This window comes from Solidesulfovibrio sp. (assembly GCF_029978005.1).
Classification (GTDB): Bacteria; Desulfobacterota; Desulfovibrionia; order Desulfovibrionales; family Desulfovibrionaceae; genus Solidesulfovibrio.
In genome coordinates, this window is the sequence record NZ_JARKOZ010000037.1 from 1 (window position 1) to 17,065 (window position 17,065).

The following is a 17,065-nucleotide window of genomic DNA, read 5'->3' on the forward strand; positions in this document are numbered from 1 at the left end:
GCCTGCGGGCCGTGGAGCTGCCCTCCCATCCCGAGGGCGGCGTGCGCCCGACCGATCTGGCCGCGGCGCTCGACCGCTTCAGCATCGCCGCGGTCATCCTCACGCCCAACTTCAACAACCCCGACGGCGCGCGCATCCCGGACCCGGCCAAGGCCGAGATGGCCGCCCTGCTCGCCGCGCGGGGCGTGCCCGCCATCGAGGACGACGTCTACGGCGACATCTATTTCGACGGCGGCCGGCCCCGCTGCCTCGCCTCCCACGACGCCGGCGGCTATGTGCTGCACTGCTCCTCGTTCTCCAAGACACTGGCTCCGGGCTTTCGGGTGGGCTACCTGCTGCCCGGCCGCTACGCGGCCAAGGCCTTCGAGATCAAGGCCACCACCAACGTCTGCTGCGCCACGCCGACGCAGATGGCCGTGGCCGAGTACCTGGCCCAGGGCAGCTTCGAGCGCCACATGCGCAAGACCCGGGCCGTCATCGAGCGGCAATGCCGCATGATGGAGCAGCGCATCCTGGAGCACTTCCCCGAGGGTACCCGCGTCACCCATCCCGGCGGCGGCACGGTGCTGTGGGTGCAGATGCCCCCGGGCGTGGACTCCATCCGCCTGTTCTACGAAGCCAAGGCCAAGGGCATCGGCGTCGCGCCGGGCAACATCTTTTCCAGCTGCGACCAGTTCAGCGGCTTTTTGCGCGTCAGCTACGGCAACGCCTGGACCCCGGCCGTGGAGGACGCGGTGGCCGAACTCGGCCGACTGGCCGCCCGGCAGCGCGAGGAAGGCCCGGCCGGTTGAACGGCCCCTCCGGCGGGCCTTGCCTTGACCGGACGATTGCCCTATTTTCGGGAAAGCACGCCGCAGTCATCGCGCGGCGTGTCCGGCCGCCGCGCCGGCCGCCGCCCGTGTCGGAGCGGCAGCGGACGGCCCAGCGTCCGCGTTGCGGCCCGGCCAAGGGAGAAGACGCCCATGCAACGGCTTTCGTTCACGGTTGCCGATCAGGACCTGATCATCGCCCTGGCCGGCGAAATCATCATGGACATGGTGCTCGAAAGCAAAACCGAGCTCGGCCGGCTCGTGGCCGGGCACGAAGGCCGCGGCGTGGTCCTCGACCTCGCCGACGTGACCTTCATGGACAGCTCGGGCGTGGGCCTGCTCATCGGGCTGCGCCGCCAGTGCCAGGACCAGGGCCTGGGCTTTCGCGTGGCCAACCCCTGCCCGCCCATCCGCAAATTGTTCGATACGTTGCGCCTGACGGAATTCTTCGCCGTGCCTCAACCGGAGGCGGCCAATCCGGCGCCCTGAACGACCGCGCATGCGCATCGCCATCGTCGACGATTCCGAAAGCTTTCGCACGTACCTGGAGAGCCTGCTGCACGCCGAAGGGCACGACGACGTCGCGTGCTTCGACAAGGCCGAGGCGTTGCTGGCCGCCCTGGACCGGCCCGGCGAGCCCCTGCCCGAGCTCGTGCTCATGGACTGCATCATGCCCGGCATGGGCGGGCTGGCCGGCACGCGCCGGCTCAAGGCCGAGCCCCGCTTCGCCGACATCCCGGTCATCATGGTCACGGTCAGCGACGCCGAGTCCGACCTCTCCGCCGCCTTCGCCGCCGGGGCCATGGACTACATCCGCAAGCCCCCCCGTCGCGCGGAGCTCACGGCCCGCGTCAGTTCGGCGCTGCGGCTCAAGCAGGCCGTGGAAGCCAGAAAGGCCCGGGAGCGCGAGCTCAAGGACGAGAAGGACCGCATGGCCGCCATCCTGGAGTATTCCCACGACGGCGTGGCCGTGGCCGGGCCGGACGGCCGGTTCTCCTTCGTCTCGCCCGGCATGGAGCGCGTCTTCGGCCTGCCGCTCGACGCCTACGCCGAGGTGGACGCCTGGCTCGAGGCGGTCTTTCCCGACGAGGCCGACCGGGACGACTTCCGCGACATCGTGGCCGCGCCCCCGGTCGAGGGCCACGTCTGGCGGCGGCAGTACCCGTTTACGGACAGAAACGGCCAGCGCCGCATCTGCCGGGTCCATTTCTCGGCCATGCCCGGCGGCAGGCTCATCTGCAACATCGAGGACGTGACCCTTTTCGCCAAGCAGAAGGAGGACCTGCTGCGCCGGCAAAGCCGCCACATGAAGGACCTGGAGTCGGCGGCGGAGATCCAGCGCAGCCTGCTGCCCAGTCGGCTCTCCATGTCCGAGCGCCTGCGCTTCGCCTGGGAATTCCTGCCCTGCGAATCCGTGGGCGGCGACATCTTCAACGTCTTTCCCCTGGGCCCGCACCACGTGGGGCTCTATATGCTCGACGTCTCCGGCCACGGCGTGGCCTCGTCCCTGGTCGCGCTTTCGGTCTACAACTTCATGCACTACCAGCGATCGACCCTCATCGACCGCTCCGGCGGCCGCATCGACGTGGTGCCACCCCAGACCGTACTGGCCCGTCTCGACGAGGAATTCCCCTTTGACAAGTTCTCGAAATTCTTCACCATGTTCTACATGACCCTGGACACGCGCACCGGGGAGGCCCGCTACTGCAACGCCGGCCATCCCGCCCCCCTGCGCCTGGCCCCGGACGGGGACGTCGTCCCCCTGCCCTGCCGCGGCACCATCATCGGCCTGTCCGGCTTCGCGCCGTTTTGCGCCGGGGAGATGGCCATGGAGCCCGGGGAAAAGCTCATCGTGACCAGCGATGGCCTGGCCGACACCCAGGCCGCCGACGGCGCGTTCTTCGGCGAGGAGCGCACCCTCGAGGTCATCGGCCGGCTGGCCGGCAGTCCCGTGGACGACATTCTGGCCGGCCTGCGCCGGGCCGCTTCGGAATTTCTCGGCGACACGCCGCCGCGCGACGACGTGAGCCTGCTCGGCATCGAGATCCTGCCCGACAAGTCCCCGGCCGCGGCCTAGCCCGGAGAAGGCCGCTTCCTCCCAACCCTTGCCCCTGGTGCATCCATGTCTTTCGCCGTCTATCACGCCGCCCCGGGCCTGCTGGCCGAGCTGACCGCCGAGCTCGGCGACGCCGTCACCGCCGTGCGCGACCCCCTGGTCACGGCCGACGGGCCGCCGCGCCCGACCGCCTTCGCCGCCAACGTCTGGACCGCGCCGGAATTCCTTCCGGCCGCCTCCATCGGCCAGGCCGCCAAGGCCCTCACGAACATCCAGCGCAACTGGTCCCTCGTGCCCACGGGCCATTTCCGGCGGGCGGCCCTGGTCGCCGAGAAGCTGCCCAAGGTGGCGGCCAAGCCCCTGGTTTTCGGCAGCCGTCTGCCCACCGCACCCCTGGGCGCGTTCACCTTGTGGGAGGAGAACCTGCTGCTCGCCTCGCCCACGACCTCCGAGCCGGTGCCGAGCGGCGTCTACCGCTTCGAGGAGGACAGGCTCGGCCCGCCGAGCCGGGCCTACCTCAAGCTCTGGGAGCTCTTCACGCGCCTTGGCGTCGCTCCCCGGCCCGGGGAGCTGTGCCTGGACATGGGCGGCAGCCCCGGCGGCTGGGCCTTCGTCCTGGCCGGACTCGGGGCACGGGTGTTTTGCATCGACAAGGCTCCCCTGGCCCCGGACGTCGCCGCGAACCCGCTGGTGTCCTGGTGCCAGGGCAGCGCCTTCGGCCTGGACCCGCGCCATGCCGGGGCGGTGGACTGGCTTTTCTCCGACGTGATCTGCTACCCCGACCGGCTCCACGAATGGCTTTCGCGCTGGCTCGAACTGGGCCAGTGCCGCCGCTTCGTGCTTACGGTCAAGCTGCAGGGGGAGACGGACTTCGCGCTGCTGCGGAAATTCCGCGACATCCCCGGCAGCCGGCTGCTGCACCTGAGCCACAACAAGCACGAACTGACCTTCGTGCGCCTGGACGCAGGGGAAACGCCGGTCGACGGCGGGGATTGAGGCCGCAGGGAAAGCGTCTTTCCCACCGTCCTGACTCCGAAGCCCGTCTTCGGCGCGACCATGCCGGCCGCGACCGTCGCAGGAGCGTCGTCGCACGGCGCTGCCGCGCGCCGCCTGGGCGTTGCCCGGCGATTCCCGGCTGCGGGCGGCGCGGGGTCGTTCGGCGGCCTCAGGCCCGGGCCGGGTTTTGCGCCCGTTTGCGCCGCTTGCGGGCAAGCCGCAGCCGCAGTCGGTCGAGGAAGAGGTAGATCACGGGCGTGGTGTAAAGCGTCATGGCCTGACTCACGAGCAGGCCGCCGCAGATGGCGATGCCGAGCGGCCGGCGCAGCTCGCCGCCCGCGCCGTGCCCCAGCGCCAGGGGCAGCGCGCCCAGAAACGCGGCCAGCGTCGTCATCATGATGGGCCGGAAGCGCTTGAGGCAGGCCTCGTGGATGGCCTCGCGCGGGGCCAGCCCCTGCTCGCGCTCGGCGGTCAGGGCGAAATCCACCATCATGATGCCGTTTTTCTTGACGATCCCGATGAGCAGGATGATGCCGATGATGGCGATGATGGTGAGGTCGAGCTTGACGGCCATGAGCGCCGCCACGGCCCCCAGGCCCGCCGAAGGCAGGGTCGAGAGGATGGTCAGCGGATGGATGGTGCTCTCGTAGAGGACGCCGAGCACGATGTAGACCGCGACCAGGGCGGCTAAAAGGAGCAGGGGCTGGGTGCGGGTGGTGCTCTCGTAGGCTTGCGCCGTGCCGGCGAAGGAGCCGCGCACCGAGGACGGCAGGCCGAGCGCCCCGACCGTGGACTCGATGGCCGTGGCCGCCTGGGACAGGGACGCGCCCGGGGCCAGGTTGAACGAGATGGTGGCGGCCGGGAACTGGCCCTGGTGGTTAACGGACAGGGCCGCGTCGCTTTTGCGGATGGTGGCCACGGCGGACAGGGGGATCTGCTTGCCGCCCGAACCGGGCACGTAGATGTCGCGCAGGCCTTCTGGGCCCTGCAGCACGCGCGGCGTGGCCTCGAGCACCACGTGGTACTGGTTCTGGTCGGTGTAGGAGACGCCGACCAGGCTCTGGCCGAAGGCGTTGTACAGGGCGTTGTCCACGGCCTCGGCGGTCACGCCCAGGCGCGAGGCCGTGTCCCGGTCGATGTCGATGGAGGTCATGAGCCCGTTGTCCTGCTGGTCGGCGCTGACGTCGGTGAGGATGGGGAGCTTGCGTAGCGCCGCTTCCGCCTTGGGCGAGACGGTCACCAGGTCGCCGTAGTTGTCCGAGAGCAGCGTGTACTGGTAGAGCGCCTTGCCCGGCCGGCCGCCCAGGCGCAGCTCCTGGGCCGGCATGAGGAAGGCCGGCGCGCCGGGCACGGTGGCAAGCGCCTTGCGCAGCCGGCCGAGGGTCACGCCCATTTCCGGCCGTTCCCTGGAGGGCTTGAGGGTGATGAACATCTGGGCGGTGTTGGTGCCGCCGCCGCCCGGGCCGCCGCCGCCGCCGGTGAAGCCCGTGACCGAGGCCACGTCCGGGTCGGCCCCGATGACTTTGACGATGGCGGCGAGCTTCACCTCCATGGCCTGGAAGGAGATGTCCGGCGCGGCCTGGATGAATCCCATGACCCGGCCGTTGTCCTGCTCCGGGAAAAACCCCTTGGGAATGGCGATGTAGAGCCAGACCGCCCCGGCCAGGGCCCCGGCCGTGGCCGCGAGCATGAGGCGCGGATGGGACAGGGCGGCGCGCAGGCTGCGGTCGTAGCCCGAGAGGAGCGCGGCGTAGGCCCGGCCGGCCAGGCCCGGGCGCGAGCCTTCCGGCCTCCCCACGCCCTTTCGCAGCAGCACGGCGCACATCATGGGCGTGGCCGTCAGCGACAGCAGCAGGGAAATCATGATGGCGATGGACAGCACCATGGCGAATTCCCGGAACAGCCGCCCCACCATGCCGCCCATGAACAGGATCGGGATGAAGACCGCCACGAGCGACACGCTCATGGAAACCACCGTAAAGGACACCTCGCGCGAGCCGACCACGGCCGCCTCGTAGGGCGACATGCCCTGCTCCATGTGCCGGGCCACGTTTTCGAGCACCACGATGGCGTCGTCCACCACGAAGCCCGTGGCGATGGTCAGCGCCATGAGCGACAGGTTGTCCAGGGAATAGTCCAGCAGGTACATGACCGCGAAGGTGCCGACCAGGGAGGCCACCGTGGCCACGCCCGGGATGACGGTGGCCCGCAGGCTGCCCAGGAACACGAAAACCACCAGGATGACCAGCAGGCACGACAGGATGAGCGTGCGCTCCACGTCGACCAGGGAGGCCCGGATGGGCGGGCTGCGGTCCATCTCCACGCTCACGCCCACGTCGGCCGGCAAGGCGGCGGCGAGCTGGGGGATGAGATCCTTCACGTTGTCCACGGTCTCGATGATGTTGGCCCCGGGCTGGCGGAAGACGATGACCATCACCGCCGGCTTGCCGTTGACCAGCCCAGCCGTGCGCGTGTCCTCCACCGACGGGGTCACCGTGGCCACGTCGGTCAGATGTACGGCCGAGCCGTTCTTGTAGGACAGGATAAGGGGCTGGTACTCCCAGGCCTCGTGCAACTGGTCGTTGGTCTCCACCTCGAAGGAGCGGTCCCCGGCCTCGAGGCGTCCCTTGGGCCGGACGACCGTGGTCGCGGTCAGCATGTTCTTGACGTCGTCGAGGCTTTGGCCCTTGGCGGCCAGGGCGGCCGGGTCGGCGTTGACGCGCACGGCCGGCAGCGCGCCGCCGCCCACGAACACCTGCCCCACGCCCTCGACCTGGGAGAGCTTCTGCTGGAGCACGGTGGAGGCCACGTCGTACATCTTGGCCCGGGACACCGTTTCCGAGGTGAGCGCCAGGACCATGATGGGCGCGTCGGCCGGGTTGATCTTCCGGTAGGTGGGGTTCTGGCGCAGGGTCGGCGGCAGGAAGCCCCGGGCGGCGTTTATGGCCGACTGGACGTCGCGGGCCGCGCCGTTGATGTCGCGGTCGAGGTCGAACTGGAGGTTGATGCGCGTCGAGCCCCGGTTGCTCTGGGAGGTCATCTCCGAGATGCCGGCGATGCGGGCGAACTGGCGTTCCAGGGGCGCGGCCACGGAGGTGGCCATGGTCTGGGGCTCGGCCCCGGGCAGCTGGGCCTGGACCGAGATGGTGGGAAAATCCACCTGCGGCAGGGCCGCCGCCGGCAGGAGCCGGAAGGCGATGGCCCCGGCCAGCACCAGGGCCAGGGTCAGAAGCGCCGTGCCCACGGGGCGGCGGATGCAGATTTCCGGCAGGCTGGCCATGGGCTAGGCTCCGGCCGCTTCGTCGCCGCCCCGGCGGCCCCGGGCCAGGCGCTCGAAGAAGAGGTAGATCACCGGCGTGGTGTAGAGCGTGAGCACCTGGCTGACGATGAGCCCGCCCACGATGACGATGCCGAGCGGCCGGCGCAGCTCCGAGCCCACGCCCGTGCCGAGCGCCAGGGGCAGCGCGCCCAGAAGCGCGGCGAAGGTGGTCATCATGATGGGCCGGAAACGCAGCAGGCAGGCTTCGTAGATGGCGTCCCGCGGGGCCTTGCCCTCCTCGCGCTCGGCGGACAGGGCGAAGTCCACCATCATGATGCCGTTTTTCTTCACGATGCCGATAAGGAGAATGATGCCGATGACGGCCATGACGCCCAGGTCCTCGTGGAAAAGGAGCAACGCCCACAGGCCGCCGATGCCGGCCGAAGGCAGGGTGGACAGGATCGTCACCGGGTGGATGAAGCTCTCGTACATGACGCCGAGCACGATGTAGACCGTGACCAGGGCGGCCAGGATCAGCAGGGGCTCGTTTTTGAGCGAATCCATGAAGGCCCGGGCCGCGCCCTGGAAGCCGCCGACGATGCTCGCCGGCAGGCCGAGGCCGGCGGCCACGGATTCCACGGCGGCCACGGCGTCGCCCAGCGAATGGCCCGGGGCGGCGTCGAAGGAGACCACCGCCGCGGGGAACTGGCCCTGGCGGTTGATGACCAGCGGCCCCACGTCCTCGGTGACCGAGGCCACGGCCGAAAGGGGCACCTGCGCCCCGCCCGAGCCCGGCAGGCGGATGCGGGAAAGGGCCTGGGCCCCGTCGGCCATCTCCGGCAAAAGCCCGAGCACCACGCGGTACTGGCTGAGCTCCGTGAACATGGTCGAAACCTGGCGCTGGCCGAAGGCGTCGTAGAGGGTGTTATCGATGTCGGACGGGGTGAGGCCGTAGCGGGCGGCGGCCACCCGGTCGATGTTGACGTTGAGGCGAAGGCCGCCCGGAGCCAGGTTGTCGCCCACGTTTCGCACCTCGGGCCGCTTGGCCAGGGCCTCGACGAAGCGCGGGGTCCAGTGGGCCAGCTCGGCCGAGCTGGGGGTGCTCAGGGCGTACTGGTACTGGGCCCGGCCGGCCCGGGCGTCCACGGTCAGGTCCTGCACGGGCTGGAGCGTCACGGCGATGCCGGCCACGCCCCGGGCCTGCTCCTCCAGCCGCCGGGCCACGGCCGCGGCGTCGGCGTCGCGCTTGTCCTTGGGCGCAAGCTCCAGGGACAGCCGCCCGACGTTGAGGCTCGGATTGGTCCCGTCCACGCCGATGTAGGAAGAGACCGAGGCCACGGCCGGGTCCTTGGACAGGACGTCGGCCAGCTCCTGCTGGCGCTCGCCCATGGCGGCGAAGGAGACCGTGGGCGGGGCCTGGGTCACGCCCGAGAGTAGCCCCGTGTCCTGGACCGGGAAGAAGCCCTTGGGCACGTAGGCGTAGAGGAGCACCGTGGCCGCCACCGTGCCCAGGGCCACGAGCAGGGTCAGGCCCTGGTGGCGCAGCACCACGGTGAGGGAGCGGCCGTAGCCGGCGATGGCCTTGTCGAAAAGCCCCTGGGTGACGCGGAAAAACCAGCTCCTCCCGGCGAGGCCGGCATGGCCGAGCATGCGGGCGCACATCATGGGGGTGAGCGTGAGCGACACCCCGGCCGAAAGCAGGATGGCCACGCCGAGCGTCACGGCGAACTCCCGGAAAAGCCGGCCCACGATGTCGCCCATGAAGAGCAGCGGAATGAGCACCGCCACCAGGGACACGGTCAGCGACAGAATGGTGAAGCCGATCTGCCCCGCGCCGGCCAGGGCGGCCTGAAGCGGCGTGGCCCCGTCCTCCACGTGGCGGGCCACGTTCTCGATCATGACGATGGCGTCGTCCACCACGAAACCCGTGGAGATGGTCAGCGCCATGAGCGTCAGGTTGTTGAGGCCGTAGCCGAGGAGGTACATGACGCCGAAGGTGCCGACAAGCGACAGGGGCACGGCCACGGCCGGAATCAGCGTGGCCCGGGCGTCGCGCAGGAAGACGAAGATGACGCCGACGACCAGGACCACGGCCAGGGCCAGCTCGACCTGCACGTCGTCGATGGAGGCGCGGATGGTGATGGTGCGGTCGGCCAGCACCGACAGGTTGACCGCCGCCGGCAGCGAGGCGCGAAGGCTCGGCAGGATGGCCTTGACCCGGTCCACCACGGCGATGACGTTGGCCCCGGGCTGGCGCTGGATGTTGAGCACGATGGCCGGCTTGCCGTCCACCCAGGCGGCCTGGCGCACGTCCTCGGCCCCGTCGGTGACGGTCGCCACGTCGGACAGACGCACCGGGCGGTCGCTTTTGTAGGCCACGATGAGCGGGCGGTATTCGGCGCTGGTGAGAAGCTGGTCGTTGGCCCCGAGGATGGAGGACTGGCGCGGGCCGTCGAAGCCGCCCTTGGCCTGGTTGACGTTGGCCGCGGCCACGGCGGCGCGCACCTCCTCCAGGGTGATGCCGTAGGCGGCGAGCGCCGTGGGGTTGGCGTCGATGCGCACGGCCGGCCGCTGCCCGCCCGACACGCTGACCAGGCCCACGCCCGAGAGCTGGGAGATCTTCTGGGCCAGGCGCGTGTCGGCCAGGTCCTGGACCTCGGTCAGGGGCATGGACTCGGAAGTGAGCGCCAGCGACAGGATGGCCGCGTCGGCCGGGTTGACCTTGCTGTAGACCGGGGGCGTGGGCAGGTCGTCGGGGAGCAGGCTGAAGGCGGTGTTGATGGAGGCCTGCACCTCCTGCTCGGCCACGTCCAGGGACAGGCTCAGGGCGAATTGCAGGGTGATGACCGAAGCGCCCGACGAGCTGACGGAGGTCATTTGCGTGAGCCCCGGCATCTGGCCGAACTGGCGCTCCAGGGGCGCGGTCACGGCCGAGGCCATGACGTCCGGGCTGGCCCCGGGATAGAAGGTGCGCACCTGGATGGTGGGATAATCCACCTGCGGCAGGGCGGAGACGGGCAACTGGAAATAGGCGATGGCCCCGGCCAGGATGACCGCCGCCATGACCAGGGTGGTGGCCACGGGGCGCAGAATGAACGGGCGCGACAGGTTCATGGCTTACTGCTTGGCCGCGGCGGCGGCCCCTTGCCGGATGGAGACCTTGGAGCCGTCGCGCAGCCGGTCCGCACCCTCGACGACCACGGTTTCGCCCTGGGCCAGGCCCGAATCCACCACCACGTCGGTGCCCACGGCCAGGCCCGTGGTCACGGGCCGCATGGCGACCGCGTCTTCCTTGCCGACCACGAACACGTAGGACCCCTTGGGCCCGCGCATGACGGCGGCGGCCGGGATGAGCACCACGTCCTGGCGGTTTTCCAGCAGAAGCTCGGCGTTGACGAACTGGTTGGGGAAAAGCATCTCGTCCTTGTTCTCGAACAGGGCCCGCAGCTTGATGGTGCCCGTGGCCGTGTCGATCTGGTTGTCGGTGGTGGCGAGGCTCCCCTGGGCCAGCTTTTCGGTCATGGTACGGTCGTAGGCGGTGACGGCGAGCTTCTCGCCGGCCAGCAGCCGCCGGCGCACCTTGGGCAGCTGGTCCTCGGGCAGGGTGAAGACCACGCTCATGGGCGACATTTGGGTGATGACGCAAAGCCCGGTCTCGTCCGTGGTCTTGACCATGTTGCCCGGATCGAGCTTGCGCAGGCCCACCCGGCCGGACACCGGGGCGGTGATGCGGCTGTATTCGATCTGGAGCCTGGCGTTGTCGATCTGGGCCTTGTCCGAGCGCACCGCGCCCTCGTACTGGCGCACGAGCGACGCCTGCGTGTCCTTGGTCTGGCCGGCCAGCATGTCCTTCTTGACCAGGCTGTCGTAGCGCACGAGGTCCGCCCGGGCGTTTTCCAGCAGGGCCGTGTCCTTGGCCAGCTGGCCCTGGTACTGGTCGAGCTGGGCCTGGAAGGGGCGGGGATCGATCTGGGCCAGCAGCTCTCCTTCCTTGACGTACTGGCCTTCCTTGAAGCGCACCTCGGTCAGTTCGCCGTCCACGCGGCTCTTGACCGTGACGGTCTTGAGCGGCGTGACCGTGCCGATGCCCGTCAGGGTGACCGGGGCCGCGCCGAGCCTGGCCTGGGTCACGGACACGGACACGGCCATGGGCGCGCCGCCGGGCGGCCCCTTGGGCTGGGCCCGACCGTCGCGGCCGACGAGCACCCACAGGCCGACGCCCGACGCGAGAAGAACGAGGATGAGGGCGGCCCTGCGGAAAGCGCCGCGTCCGGGCGATGCGTCCTTGGTGAGCGACATGAAGGACTTCCTTGTCATGGTTGGCGTTGCCTTGAAAAACGAATGCCGGAAACGGCGTCGCGTACCCACGTCGTATCCGGCGGGCGCGAAGTTACATCAGCGCGCCTGCGCCTGCCAGTCCCCGCCGGGGGATATTTCCAAACCGTCAGCCGCCGGCGCGGCCAGGCGCGCCGCGATGATCCTGGTCAGGCCGGACTTGCGCAAGCCGTCGCGCCGCCCGGCCAGGTAGCGGGCCGAAAGCTCGTCCCCGGTCCAATCCTGCACCACGCCGAATCCCAGGTCGGCCAGGCGCGCCGCCATCTCCCCGGGCACAAACGACGACAGCCACGGTTCGCCCTTGGCCGCCGCCCGGTCCGCGACCGCCTCCCGGGCCCGGCGCTCGCCGGCGGAGAGCAGCGCCGGCGCGACGGAATAGTCGTAGACGATCTCCGTGCCCGGGGCCATGGCGGCCACGGCTTCGAGCACGGCCCCGACCGCCGCCTCGGGCAGGTGCATGGTCACGCCGAGCCAGGAGAAAAAGGCCGGCGCGGCGGGATCGAACCCGGCCGCGGCGTTGCGGATGACGGCCTCTCGCCCCGGGCCGACCATGGCCAGGGCCAGCCGGTCGACGAACACGGGAGAGTCGTCCAGAAGCTGATGGGCCGCGCGCAGGGTGGCCACGCCAAGGGCCGTGCCCGTGGGCAGGGCCGCCCCGTCGGCGGAGACGGCGGCGGACGAGGCGGCGGCCACGGCCGCGTCGAGCCAGGCCCGGACGCGTGGGGAAAAGCCCAGGGCCGCGAGCACGCCCTCCTCCCGGGCGACCATGGCGCGCAGCTTCGCCAGGAGCGCCGGATCGCCGCCGGCGGCCTGCCTCGCCATGGCCAGGGCGGCCCGGGCGAGGTCCCGGCCTTGCGGCGCGTCCGGGGGAATCCCGGCCTCCAGGGCGGCGGCGATCCGGCCGGTCAGCTCACGCCAGCCTCGGCGTCCCGGGCCGCCGCGCAAAAGCGCCAGTTCGGCTTCCGAAAAATATCCGCGCAACAAATGCATCATGCCAAGCACGTCCAGCCAGTCGCCCATGTCCGTGGCCACGTTTCGCTCCATGCGCGATAGCATGCCCTTAATACGTTCGGACAGGGCCTTTGCCCCCGCGATTTTTTCTTCGAGGGCCACGATCTGTCGGGAGAGGATGCCGGGCAAAGCCTCCTGTCCCGTCTCCAGGGCCCGCCGGATCTCGGCCAGGGAGCAACCGAAGGACTTGAGCGTCAAAATGGCGTGCAGCCGCATGACGTCGGCCTGGCCGTAGAGGCGGTAGCCCACGGCCGAGCGCTGCGACGGCCGCAGCAGTCCCAGGGAATCGTAGTGCCGCAGGGCGCGCACGGACAAGCCGGCACGCCGGGCGAGATCGCCGATGCGCAGTGCCATGGCTCACCTCCCGGGACCATCCTAAACCCTGACGCTGCGTCAGGCTCAAGCAGAATAATCACGGCTGCGCCCCAAGACAAATTTGTCGTGGATTCCCTGCGAAATCGTCAGGCCGGACGGACGGCCAGAGGTGCGATGAAGACGCCGTGGCGGGGCGCACGAGGGGAAACAGCGGGCATGGGGCGGGAAAGGAAGACGCACAGGCGTGGCCGGGGCGTCGCGCCCCGCCAGGGGCCGGAAGGGGACGGCCCCTTCCGGAACAGGCCTTTCGGCTTCAGATGGCCCCGCTGAAGCGGGCGAAGCTCATGCATTCGAACCGGTTGGAAAAGGGACAGGGCTCCTTGGCAAACCACTTTCTTTTCGGGCACCAATAGGCGTTCTTGAAGGGTTCGTTGCACCCGGAGGACGTGGCGGCCTTGCGGGTGAACGATCCGATGCGCATCCTTCCGTCCGAGTGGCTCATGCGGATAACGGCCATGGTCGTCACCTCCGTTTCCTGCCATCCTTGCATAAGGCGGGCCAACACCCCGGGGACGCTTTTTGCCAACAGGTTGCCATGCCAACGTTTTCTCCGCGCCTTCCCCGCCGCCGGACCGTCCTCCCCCGCCCCTGGCGCGAAACACGGTTTTGATCTATCACCCAGCCCATGCCACGCGCCGGCCGGATCCCCCGGCGGGCAAAGGAGGACGCCTTGGGACTTTTGGCAGCCAGCGGCGGATTCACCCGGTACAGGATCGTGGGAGAGGTCAAGAAGGACATCCTGCGCGAAGCCCCGGACCGCCTGAAAAAATACGCCTTCAACGACATCGACGCCACGGCCGACGAACGCTCCTTCGGCTGGGTGGCCTTCGAGGACTACCTGGACACCGAATGGCGCGGCGCGCCCCCGGAAAAAGGCCACTACATGGCCTTCTCCCTGCGCCTGGACACCCGGCGCGTCTCGCCGGCGGTGCTCAAAAAGCACATGCGCCTGGCCATCGACCAGGAGAAGGAGCACAACCTGGCCTCGGGCAAGAACTTCGTGTCCAAGGAGCGCAAGAAGGAGATCGCCGAACGGATCAAGCTCTCGCTCATGGCCCGCGCCCTGCCCATCCCGGCCGTGTTCGAAGCGGTCTGGAACACCCTGGACCAGGTCGTCTGGCTGTGCTCCACCAACAGCAAGGTGCAGACCCTGTTCGAGGACCTCTTCACCATGACGTTCGAAATGCACCTGGAGCCCCAGACCCCGGCCTTTCTGGCCGAACGCCTCCTCGGCGTCGAACGCGCCCTGGCCCTGGAACACCTCGAACCCAGCCATTTCGCCGGGTAAATTTGAGGATGAATGCCTCCGGCGGCCAGGAGGGGGTGACCCCCTCCTGGACCTCCCCACCTGGGGGCGAGCACTGTAACAACGCGACGACGCCGGGAAGGTGTGCGATGGACATCAATATGGCGGAAGCCAAGAATCCGGTGCTGGGGCAGGATTTCCTGACCTGGCTCTGGTTTAAAAGCGAAAAAAGCGGCTGGCTCTTCAAGCTGCCCGACGGCTCCGAGGTCAACGTGTACCTGGAGCAGAAGATCTCGGTGCGCGGCGGCGAGGGCGAGGACGCTGAGACGGCCACGGTCTCCGGGCCCCATGCCCAGTTCGCCGAGGCGCGCCTGGGGCTCAAAAGCGGCAAGCGCGTGGACCGGGCGCTCATCCGCTTCGAACAGGACGGCGAGACCTGGACCGTCACGGTCAAGGCCGACGACTTCACCCTCAACTCCCTGCGCACGCCCAAGATGGAGACGCGAAGCGAAGAGGGCGACGACCCGGACGCCAAGGTCCTGGAAAAGCTCTATCTGGTGGAGAAGTGCTCGGGCTTTTTCGACGCCCTCTACGCCCAGTTCCTGGCCGTGCGCCTGAGCCAGGGCTGGAACGGCGAGCTTTCGGACTTCGCCGAATGGCTGCGCGAGGGCGTCTAGCCGGCTATTTCGAGGTCATTTTGCACACCCCGGTCCACTCCCCGGACGGGGGATCGGCGATCAGGCGGCGGCAGCGTTCCACGTAGGACGCCGCCGCCGCGTCGTTTGGGGCCAGGGCGGAAAATCCTTCCCGCGCCGCCGGGAAGTCGCCGGCGATGAACGCTTCCAGGGCGGCGGCGAAGGCATCGAGCGCCTCCCTGCCCTCCTCGGCCGCCCGGGGCCAGAGCGGCTCGCAGACCGTGACCGCCTCGGCCCGGCCCACCACCTCCACCAGGGCGATGCGCCGCGCCGCGAAAGCTTCTCCCGCCGCCTCCCGCGTCGCCGCCGACATCATGGTATAGGTGCCGAACTGCTTGTTGACGCCCTCCAGGCGCGAAGCCAGGTTCACGGCGTCGCCGAGCATGGTGTAGTCGAAGCGCGAATCCGAGCCCATGTTGCCGACCACGGCCTGGCCGGTGTTGAGCCCCACGCGCATGAAAAGGTCGTGGCCGGACAGCTCCCGGAAGTCCGGGCGCAGCTCGGCCAGCCGGTCCTGGCAGCGAAGCGCGGCGCGCACGGCCCTTGCGGCGTGGTCGGGCTGGTCAAGCGGCGCGTTCCAGAAGGCGATGATGGCGTCGCCCTCGTACTTGTCCACCGTGCCGCCCTCCTCCAGGATGATGTCGGTCATGGCCGTGAGGTATTTATTCAGCAGCGCCGTCAGCGCCTGGGGCGAGAGGCCCTCGGAGATGGTGGTGAAGCCCTGGAGATCGGAAAAGAAGATGGTCAGCTCGCGCAGCTCGCCGCCAAGGGCCATGCGCTCGGGATGGGCGATGAGCGCCTCGATGACGTCCGGGCTCAAGTACTGCTTGAAAGCCGACTTGATAAAGCGCTTCTGCCGGCCCTCGGTGGCGTAGCTCGCCACGACCGCGACGACCAGCGCGGCGGCCACGGCCGCCTCGGGCAAAGCCAGGGGCAGCCACCAGCCCAGGGCGTAGCCGCCCAGGGCCAGGGCCAGGGGCAAGGGCGCGAACACGACGATGGCGGCGGTCATGGCCGCCGCGCCGCTGGAAAGCGACACCAGAGCGGCCCCGGCCACGGCCAGCGCCCCCGCCAGCCACCAGCCCGCCCAGTGGGGCACGACCCGCAGAAAATCCCCGGTCAGCATGCTCTGCAAGGCCTGGGCGTGGATCTCCACCCCGGAGGTCACCCCGGCCACGGGCGAGGGCCGCAGGTCGAGCAGGCCCGGCGCGGAAAAGCCGAACAGCACGTAGCGGCCCCGAAGCGTGGCCGGGTCGATGACCGGTTCGCCGCCCTCGCGAAGCGCCAGCTCGCTCTGGATCACCGCCGCCGCCGACAGCGCCGGAAAATCGGAGGATTTGCGCCAGCGCGGGATGCAGCGCCCGGCGTCGTCCAGGGGTACGGTCACCGGCCCCAGGCTCAGGGACTGCCCGGCGATGGAGGCGGCCATGCCCGGTTCGGCCAGCATCCTGGCCGCCAGGGACAGGGACGGCACGGCCTTGCCGTCGAAAACCCCGAAAAGCCCCACCTTGCGGTACACGCCGTCGAACTCCGGCTCCTGGCTGACGTTGCCGAGAATCCTGGCCCCGGCCGCCACCTCAGGCACGGGAAAGGCCGCCTTGGGAAAGACCGGGGCCTCGGCCGGGTCCACGCCGGCCAGCCACGACTCCAGTCCCTTGAGAGGAAGCGTGTCCGCCGGCACGTCCCCGGGCCAGCTCCCCGACTGGCCGGATTCCCGGCCCAGGAACACCGGCAGGGCGAAATTCCCCAGCCGCTTCCCGGCCTCGGCCAGGGCGGCGTCGTCGGCCACGCCGTAGGTGGAGGGCTCGGTGTAGAGCACGTCGAAGGCCACGGCCTTGGCCCCGGCCCGGCGGCAGAAATCCAGGATCACGCCGTAGACCTCGCGCGGCCAGGGCCAGGACAGGCCGTTTTCCCTGGCCCCCCAGTCGAGGCTCCCCTGGTCGAGGAGGATCAGCCGCACCGCGTCCGAAGGCGGCCCCTCGGGAGCCATGAGCCGGGCCCGCCAGTCGAAGGTCCGGGCCTCGAAGGAAATGACGATGCCGGTCAGCGACAACAGCCAGGCCACGACCAGCCCGGCCAACCCGGCCGCCAGGCCGTACAGAAGCCGTTTGCGGAGGACGCCTCCGGCGGCCAGGAGGGGCGCCGCCCCTCCTGGCCCTCCCTGCCGGGGGGGATCATCCCCCCCGGGCCCCCTGTACGGGGTGATGGAGTGCTTTTGCATGGATTTTCCTTGGCTCGCAGAGCGACGGCTGTGGGCGCGCGACGCCTCCGGCCTTGCCGGAG

General features: G+C 69.8%; 12 protein-coding genes. 6 read left to right on the forward strand and 6 right to left on the reverse strand.

The features are described 5' to 3' along the window. From Q1K70_RS03790 to Q1K70_RS03805, 4 genes are all read left to right on the forward strand, one after another. A partial coding sequence (locus Q1K70_RS03790) for a PLP-dependent aminotransferase family protein (RefSeq protein ID WP_300155973.1) occupies positions 1 to 791 on the forward strand: 791 nt, incomplete at its 5' end. A 171-nt stretch (positions 792 to 962) separates the two neighbouring features. Next, positions 963 to 1,298 (forward strand): STAS domain-containing protein, encoded by a 336-nt coding sequence (locus Q1K70_RS03795; protein ID WP_300155975.1) that lies wholly within the window; start codon positions 963 to 965, stop codon positions 1,296 to 1,298. 10 nt (positions 1,299 to 1,308) lie between these two features. After that, positions 1,309 to 2,886, forward strand: coding sequence for a SpoIIE family protein phosphatase (locus Q1K70_RS03800; protein ID WP_300155978.1), 1,578 nt, complete (start codon positions 1,309 to 1,311; stop codon positions 2,884 to 2,886). A 45-nt stretch (positions 2,887 to 2,931) separates the two neighbouring features. Continuing rightward, a complete protein-coding gene (locus Q1K70_RS03805) occupies positions 2,932 to 3,861 on the forward strand; it encodes an SAM-dependent methyltransferase (protein WP_300155980.1) in 930 nt (309 codons plus the stop codon). A 169-nt stretch (positions 3,862 to 4,030) separates the two neighbouring features. Here Q1K70_RS03805 and Q1K70_RS03810 read toward each other — a convergent pair whose 3' ends face one another. The 5 genes from Q1K70_RS03810 to Q1K70_RS03830 all read right to left on the reverse strand — a co-directional run bounded on the left by Q1K70_RS03810 (position 4,031) and on the right by Q1K70_RS03830 (position 13,298). Next, entirely contained in the window at positions 4,031 to 7,141 is a 3,111-nt protein-coding gene (locus Q1K70_RS03810; protein ID WP_300155983.1) for an efflux RND transporter permease subunit, read from the reverse strand. Between the two features lie 3 nt (positions 7,142 to 7,144). Next, complete coding sequence (locus tag Q1K70_RS03815) at positions 7,145 to 10,234, reverse strand: multidrug efflux RND transporter permease subunit (protein WP_300155987.1); 3,090 nt, start codon at positions 10,232 to 10,234, stop codon at positions 7,145 to 7,147. Positions 10,235 to 10,237: 3 nt separating this feature from the next. Next, positions 10,238 to 11,419, reverse strand: coding sequence for an MdtA/MuxA family multidrug efflux RND transporter periplasmic adaptor subunit (locus Q1K70_RS03820; protein ID WP_300155990.1), 1,182 nt, complete (start codon positions 11,417 to 11,419; stop codon positions 10,238 to 10,240). A gap of 96 nt (positions 11,420 to 11,515) precedes the next feature. After that, positions 11,516 to 12,820, reverse strand: a complete 1,305-nt coding sequence (locus Q1K70_RS03825; protein ID WP_300155993.1) for a MerR family transcriptional regulator — start codon at positions 12,818 to 12,820, stop codon at positions 11,516 to 11,518. Positions 12,821 to 13,094: 274 nt separating this feature from the next. Continuing rightward, positions 13,095 to 13,298, reverse strand: a complete 204-nt coding sequence (locus tag Q1K70_RS03830; RefSeq protein WP_300155995.1) for a hypothetical protein — start codon at positions 13,296 to 13,298, stop codon at positions 13,095 to 13,097. Positions 13,299 to 13,511: 213 nt separating this feature from the next. On the opposite strand from Q1K70_RS03830, the gene Q1K70_RS03835 reads away from it, so the two are divergent. Together Q1K70_RS03835 and Q1K70_RS03840 are read left to right on the forward strand one after the other, a co-directional pair. Beyond that, a complete protein-coding gene (locus Q1K70_RS03835) occupies positions 13,512 to 14,129 on the forward strand; it encodes a hypothetical protein (RefSeq protein ID WP_300155998.1) in 618 nt (205 codons plus the stop codon). A gap of 107 nt (positions 14,130 to 14,236) precedes the next feature. Continuing rightward, on the forward strand, positions 14,237 to 14,764 hold the full coding sequence (locus Q1K70_RS03840; RefSeq protein WP_300156001.1) for a hypothetical protein: 528 nt from the start codon (positions 14,237 to 14,239) through the stop codon (positions 14,762 to 14,764). Positions 14,765 to 14,768: 4 nt separating this feature from the next. On the opposite strand, the gene Q1K70_RS03845 is transcribed toward Q1K70_RS03840, so the two are convergent. Then, a complete protein-coding gene (locus tag Q1K70_RS03845) occupies positions 14,769 to 17,003 on the reverse strand; it encodes an adenylate/guanylate cyclase domain-containing protein (RefSeq protein ID WP_300156003.1) in 2,235 nt (744 codons plus the stop codon). Positions 17,004 to 17,065 lie beyond the last annotated feature (62 nt).